Origin of the sequence: Romboutsia sp. MSSM.1001216sp_RTP31141st1_G3_RTP31141_220114 (assembly GCF_039031195.1) — a bacterium.
Lineage (GTDB): Bacteria > Bacillota > Clostridia > Peptostreptococcales > Peptostreptococcaceae > Romboutsia_C > Romboutsia_C hominis.
This window is the reverse complement of record NZ_JBCIUO010000037.1, coordinates 1-6,710: the sequence shown is the minus strand read 5'-3', so window position 1 is coordinate 6,710 and position 6,710 is coordinate 1. Positions and strand designations below refer to the sequence as shown.

11 protein-coding genes are annotated in these 6,710 nt (G+C 23.5%); all 11 read left to right on the top strand.

What is annotated here, in order from left to right; translation table 11 throughout:
• Window positions 1–1,025 (top strand): DNA topoisomerase (locus ABCP60_RS15535; RefSeq protein ID WP_343102144.1); only part of this gene is annotated, 1,025 nt, incomplete at its 5' end.
• Between the two features lie 29 nt (window positions 1,026–1,054).
• A complete protein-coding gene (locus tag ABCP60_RS15530) occupies window positions 1,055–1,456 on the top strand; it encodes a hypothetical protein (RefSeq protein ID WP_343102143.1) in 402 nt (133 codons plus the stop codon).
• A 199-nt stretch (window positions 1,457–1,655) separates the two neighbouring features.
• The gene (locus ABCP60_RS15525; protein WP_343102142.1) at window positions 1,656–2,042 is read left to right on the top strand and encodes a single-stranded DNA-binding protein; all 387 of its coding nucleotides are present in this window, start codon (window positions 1,656–1,658) and stop codon (window positions 2,040–2,042) included.
• Window positions 2,043–2,054: 12 nt separating this feature from the next.
• On the top strand, window positions 2,055–2,945 hold the full coding sequence (locus tag ABCP60_RS15520; RefSeq protein WP_343102141.1) for a hypothetical protein: 891 nt from the start codon (window positions 2,055–2,057) through the stop codon (window positions 2,943–2,945).
• Between the two features lie 283 nt (window positions 2,946–3,228).
• Entirely contained in the window at window positions 3,229–3,474 is a 246-nt protein-coding gene (locus ABCP60_RS15515) for a hypothetical protein (protein WP_343102140.1), read from the top strand.
• An 18-nt stretch (window positions 3,475–3,492) separates the two neighbouring features.
• Complete coding sequence (locus tag ABCP60_RS15510) at window positions 3,493–3,780, top strand: hypothetical protein (RefSeq protein ID WP_343102139.1); 288 nt, start codon at window positions 3,493–3,495, stop codon at window positions 3,778–3,780.
• 15 nt (window positions 3,781–3,795) lie between these two features.
• Window positions 3,796–4,062, top strand: coding sequence for a hypothetical protein (locus ABCP60_RS15505; RefSeq protein ID WP_343102138.1), 267 nt, complete (start codon window positions 3,796–3,798; stop codon window positions 4,060–4,062).
• Between the two features lie 4 nt (window positions 4,063–4,066).
• Window positions 4,067–4,477: a hypothetical protein gene (locus tag ABCP60_RS15500; protein ID WP_343102137.1), complete on the top strand. Its 411-nt coding sequence runs from the start codon at window positions 4,067–4,069 to the stop codon at window positions 4,475–4,477.
• Window positions 4,477–5,640 carry a MobP2 family relaxase gene (gene mobP2 / locus ABCP60_RS15495; protein ID WP_343102136.1) on the top strand — a complete coding sequence of 388 codons (1,164 nt, stop codon included), beginning with the start codon at window positions 4,477–4,479 and terminating at the stop codon, window positions 5,638–5,640. Before ABCP60_RS15500 ends, mobP2 begins: the two co-directional genes overlap by 1 nt.
• A gap of 3 nt (window positions 5,641–5,643) precedes the next feature.
• On the top strand, window positions 5,644–6,360 hold the full coding sequence (srtB, locus tag ABCP60_RS15490) for a class B sortase (protein ID WP_343102135.1): 717 nt from the start codon (window positions 5,644–5,646) through the stop codon (window positions 6,358–6,360).
• A gap of 25 nt (window positions 6,361–6,385) precedes the next feature.
• Window positions 6,386–6,592, top strand: coding sequence for a hypothetical protein (locus ABCP60_RS15485; protein ID WP_343102134.1), 207 nt, complete (start codon window positions 6,386–6,388; stop codon window positions 6,590–6,592).
• The last annotated feature ends 118 nt before the right edge of the window (window positions 6,593–6,710 follow it).

Below are 6,710 nucleotides of genomic sequence, written 5' to 3'. Positions count from 1 at the left end.
TAGAAAGCCATTCGGCTATAATACCAACTACAAAAATACCGACTGATATAAGTCAAAATGAACTTGCAGTATATAATATAATAAAGAATAGATTTATTTCAAACTTTTTAATTGAAGATACTATCCTAGAGGAAGTAAAAGTATTTTTTCAACTAGGAAGTTTTAATTTTTCACTAAAGGGAACTTCTATAAAGTCTTTAGGGTATTTAAAATATGAAAATGATTTAAAAGAGAAATTTATACCTAGTTTTTCTATTGGAGAAACTTTAGAACCTAATATAATCGTTTCTGATAAAGAAACTCAACCACCTAAACATATTACATTAGAAGAGTTAAATAACTATCTTAAAAATCCATTTAAAAGGTCAGATATGACAGAGGATGAAGAGTACAACTTAATGCTAAGTGGATGTGAAATAGGTACAGTTGCTACAAGAGCAAGTATAATAGAAAAAGCTATAAAACTTGGATATATAAAAGAAAATAAAGGAACTTTTTATATAGATATTTTAGGAATCAATTTAATAAATACTTTAAATAAATTGACTATAGATTTATATAAAGAAAAGACTGTTGAACTTCAAAAGATATTAAAACAAGTATATAAAAATGAACTCTCTAAGGAAAAAGCCTTAGAGTTTTTTAGTGTGGATTTATCTAATATGATAAACAATGCAAAGCAAATTGAAGTTGAAAAAATAGAAAGACCGAAAGTAGAAAAAGAGATTATAGGTAAGTGTCCTAAGTGTGGTAAAAATGTATATGAAAGTGAAAAATCTTTCTATTGTGAAGGATTTAAAGACGAACCTAAATGCACTTTTTCAATATTTAAAAATAATAAATTCTTTACTGATAAAGGAAAAAAGGTTACTAAAACAATTGCTAAATCTCTTTTATCTAAAAGCAAAGCAAGTGTAAAAGGCTTAAAAAAGAAAGACGGTTCAAATACATATGATGCAACTGTAGTTATGAGTTTAAATGGAGATTATGTAAATTTCAAATTAGAATTTAATAATAAAAAGTAAGTATTATAGAAAATAATAAAGGTGATTAAATGAAGAAGATAAAATATAAATTAGGATTATACTTTAGTGATAGAATGTTTGATAATAGAGATATATCATTTAGCATTTTATTACCTATAGAATTTGATACAGAAGAAGAAGCAATCGCAGGTAGCGGTTGTTTTTTTGCTAAAATGGAATATTTAGATGAAGAAGTTGTTATAAACATATATGAAAAAAATATTGATTTTGAAAGTGAAGAATTTAAAGTCAATTCAACAATAATTAAAACAATTAGATGGCAAAATTATTATGCTTATACTTGCTCTATAACAAGAGACAAAAGTATCGGTAAACTTTGTATTGACCCATTTATTGATGAAGAACCATGTTCAGAAAAATTTGAAATAATATTAAAAAATTTAACTTCAAAAAGAAGTTTTCTATTGTAAAATCTTTCATATTGGATTGAGCCTGTATTTGCAAAAATTACTGATAATACAAAATAAATACATATGAATTAATCTATAAATACTTTTGTATTTATTGTATTAATTTATAAAAGAAACTGGTTAATGTTTACAAAAACTTAGCCAGTTTTTTTATTTAATTTTTATTTAAAATCATAAAAAATGAAAGGTGGTTTTATAAATGAATTTAGTTACTTTAACTGGAAGATTAGCAAAAGAGCCTACACTAAAATACTTAGAAGGTAGTGGATCATCTGTTGCTAAATTTGATTTGGCAGTAAATAAAGATTACTCAAAAGACAATGATGCTAAAGCAGATTTTTTTAATATAGAGTGCTGGAATAAACTCGCTGAAAGTGTTGTAAATAATTTAGAAAAAGGAAGAAAAGTTTTGATTCATGGCTTCTTAAAAGTTAATAAATGGACTGATGAAAATAATAAATCTCATAAAAATATTTTAATAGTTGCAACTAGAATTGAGTACTTAGATTACCCAAAAACTGAAAGTGATAAGCATAATTTTGAGCCAGTAGATATGAACTTTAATGATGAAGATGTGATATTTTAAAGGAGGTATATTATGAAAAATTTAATAGAAAAAATAAATTTATATTTAAAAAAAGTTAAGCATTACTTAGATAATAATAAGTCATTTGTATATGTCTTTATGTTAGGTTTTATTATCTTAGGATATGGTTTCTTTTTTAATTCTAATGCTTTTATTAAGAATGAAAACAAGAAAAGTTTTACAACATCAATAGCAGAAATTAAGACAATAGGTGATTATAATATTCAAGTTAGAAGTAGAAAATATAGTCCTACATCTAATACTGTTGAGTTCTATGTTTATTGTGAAAATGCATCTAATTTTGCTGAAAGTAAACTTCAATTTGAACTTAGAGAACAAAATAATCCTTTAGAAGTAATTGAAACTAATGTTAGAAGATTAGATAAAAATAATTACATAGTTAGAGCTAAGGTTCATAAAAATTGGACAGTATTATCTTTAGGTGTTGGTGAGTTTGAAGAAGAAAATGTACTTGATAGTTTAAAAATTTCTAATCAAGAACAAAATCAAAATAAGGCTGTAGAAATGGTAAAATTCTATGTTGAAAGAAACGACATTGAATCAGTTTTAAGTCTAAAAGAAAGAACTGCAAATGAATATTTATCAGATGGAATTGATATAGAAATAGATATAATAAATGAAAAAATCAAAGAAGAAACTAAAGGTATAGAAGAGAAAAATGTAAACATAAAAACACTAGAAGAGAATATAAAAAAATTAAAAGAAGAACAAGTTTATCAAACAGAAATTGAAATCTCTGATAGTAATAATCAAATAAATTCTATACAAGATGCTATAAAAACTTTAAATATTGAGATAGAAGATAGCAATAAAAAAATTAAAGAATTTAAAGATAAAATACAAAAACTTCAAGAGAAAAAAGCTGATTATTTAAAAAAATAATCAGTTTTTTTGATTAAAATATGGGTGTTCAAAAGGTGGCTAGAGGTGTGGAAGAGTGTGGGGAATGGTGTTCAAAAGGTGTGTATAGGGGTATTTTTTTGTACCCATGATTTTAATATTTTATTTTAGAGAATTGCTAGGCTTTGCCTAGCTACCAATCGAAGATGGGTACAAATTCTCCTTATGCTCTTTTTTTTGTGAGGAACGAAATAAAAAAATTTCAAATTACTCTAATTTTTTATTGAAGAATTTAAATAAAAAACTGAAAGGATTAATTAAATTTATGAAAAGAAAAAGTAAAAAAAATAGAATTGATATTAAAAATTTAAACAAAGAAACTATAGATAAAATAGATGAACTTGCTAATAAAAAAGGTTTAAAGAGAAGTGAGTTTTTAAAAATTTATATAGAAAATATTGCATCACAAGAAGAATTATTTAATGTGTTTAGCCGATACGAATACTTATTAAACAGAGTAGAAACTTCATTAAAATATAATACTGAAATTTTAAATAAATTAATTTTATAAAAAGGGGTGTTAAAAATTATGGATGATAATAAAATAGAAAATTCTTATGTAAGAATAAATAATTTATCTGAAAATACATTGAATAAAATTGATTTTATGGCTAAGGAAAATGGATTAAGTAGAAATGAATTTTTAAAAAAAGCACTAGAGAAATTAGTTGTATCAGATGGAATTTTAGAATTAGATTCAAGGTTTAATGAGTTAATAAAAAAGAATATTGGTTTAATAGATTTAAATACAAAAGTTTTAAATTATTTCTGTGAAGAAAACTTAATTGATATAAGTTCACTACAAAAAAATGAATAGGAGTGTAGATTATTTATGGATTCAAAAAACGTAGCCAATAGAAAAAATGTATATTTTAGAACTGATAAATTAGATTATATTAAAAAATATCAAAAGGAAAATAATATAAATACTTTTAGCAAAGCAGTTGATAATATCATACTAGAACATAAAATGAGTTCTAATCAACAACATAAAATATTAGAAATAGATTATGATATTTTAGCTCAAAAAATTTTTAATAATATAAAAACGGAGCTATTGAAATCTTTAATTATAAATATTAATTTAAAGGAGAAATAATTTTATGAAAAAGCAAAAACATTATTATATATCCCAAGAAACAATTAACTATATAGAAGAATATAAATCTAAAAATAAAAATGCTACAGTTAGTAGTGCTTTAGAAAATATCATATTAGAACACAAAACAAATTCAAGTTTAACATCTGATTATGTTTATGATGTCATATCTAAAAAACTTTCTGAACATATTAAATCAGAACTTAATAGTATGATTCATTCTTCAAAATCGGCAGATAAAAATTCACAAATTTTAATTGAAATTATGAATGCTTTTGTCTTTAATACAACTTCTGCTGACTTTAAAGATATAACTACTTCTAAGTTCACAACAAGCACTTTAGAGGTTGCAAAAGAAGAGGTTGAAAATAGAATTTTAAGAGAAAAGGCTAAGAAAAGTGAGATGTTATTATAGTGCCTGCAATTGTTTTTAAATCAAGATTTGTTGTTTCTTCTTCTAGTAAATTTAATTCTTATATAGATTACATTAATAGGGATGAAGCAGTTAGAAATGATGCTTTTAATAGATACTCTTTGTACAATGACTATATGGGAAATCCTCAAAAAACTACTGGAATTTTTACAAGTTCCAGTAGCAACTTAACTGAAAAAGAAAAAGAAACTTTAAAAGAAAACTTCGCTAAAGCTCAAAGAAATAAGAGTGTAATATGGCAAGATGTATATAGTTTTGATAATAAATGGCTTAGAAAACAAGGTCTATATGACCCTTTAACTAAAACATTAGATGAAGAAAGAATTAAAGAAGCAATTAGAAAATCTATAGACTATTCTTTAGATAAAACTAATATAAAAGATAGTGCTATTTGGAGTGGAAGTATTCATTATAATACTGATAATATACATATTCATGTTGCTATCTGTGAGCCTAATCCAACTAGGCAAAGAGGAAAAAGAACTCAAAAAACTTTAGATAATATGAAAAGTAAATTTATAAATCACTTATTAGATTATGATAAAGAATATAAAGAAATTAATACTTTATTAAGAGAAAACTTAGCTTACTCAAATAAAAAATCTTTATTGATGAAAGATATTGAAATGAAAAAAATACTTAATGAAGTAGTTAAAAATCTTCCCTCTGATAAAAGACATTGGCATTATAATTATAATACTATGAACAATGCTAGAGTTCATCTTGATAGACTAACAGACTATTACATAATGAACTATAAGTCTAAAGAATATAAAGAGCTAATTGATAAGTTAAATAAACAAGAAAAAGAATGGAAAGAAATTTATGGTAAAGGTCAAGAAGGTAAGCAACTTGATAAATTTAAAGAGTATAGGGAAAATAAAATAAAAGAATTATATACTCGTATGGGTAATAAAACCTTAAATGAAATAAAAGAAATATATATGGATAATAAAAATACTAGTCAAAGAATTAATAATAAAAATAATAATTCTTTATCAAAAAATAATAAATTTATTAAGAAAAATTCTATTACTAAAAGAGATATTAATAAAATATCTAAAGCTCTTGGTGATGAATTAGATAATATTAAAAATCAAAATATGTATGAGAAATTACAAAGAGAAATTGAAATGGGAAGGTAAAAAATGAGAAAGTTTATTAATCTAGTTTTGATTGTAACATTTATTATATCTTCTTATACTATTATAACTAAAATAAATGATTATATTAAAGCAGATAAAGTTTATGAAGAGGTTAGAAGTATAAAAGAAAATATGATAGATAATAAAAAGGAAGATGTAAAAGGGAAGGAAAAAGAGATTATAGATTTGTCTAATATAAATAAAGATTATAAAGGATGGATTACTATAAATAATACAAATATAGATTACCCTATTGTGCAAAGTAAAAATAATTCATATTATCTTAATAAGGATATAAATAAAAATTATTTGCCTTCAGGATCTATATTTTTAGACTTTAGAAATAATAGATTTGAAGATAAAAATACCGTTATTTATGGTCATTATATGAGAAATAAAACTATGTTTGATCAATTAAAGAATTATAAGAAGAAAGATTTTTTTGATAAAAATAAACTAGTATCTATTTCTACTCCAAATGGAGAAGTATTAAATTATGAGATATTCTCTGTATATGTTACTGATAAAGACGATAACTATATAAAAACAAATTTTGAAAATGATTTTGACTATGAAAGTTTTCTAAAAAAGATAACTGACAAATCAATGTTTAAACCTAATATAAATCTAACTACTAATGATAAAATACCAACTCTATCTACTTGTAGTTATGATTTTAAAAATGCAAGAATGGTAGTTCATGCAAAACTTTTAAATTAAATATTAACTTGGGAGGATTTTAATTATGTGTGAATGTTTTATAACTAGTGATAAGGACAAAGCCTATGTAGACTATGTAGGGCATAATTATATTGTAATAAAAGATATATTTACTCATGAACCTATTGAAATTTATGTTGGTGAACAAGGTGCTAAATTTTGGAAAAAAGAGTGTTCAGATGGTGAAACTATATATGTTTTCTATGATAAAGAAAATAAAATATTATTGTAAATATTAATGGTATGTATTTAGAATTATGATATAATTTATATTGGAATTGAAATCTATAGAGTGGTGTTTCCATGCAACAAAACTTACCTACTTCTTTACAGGAAGGAGGTGAGGAAGT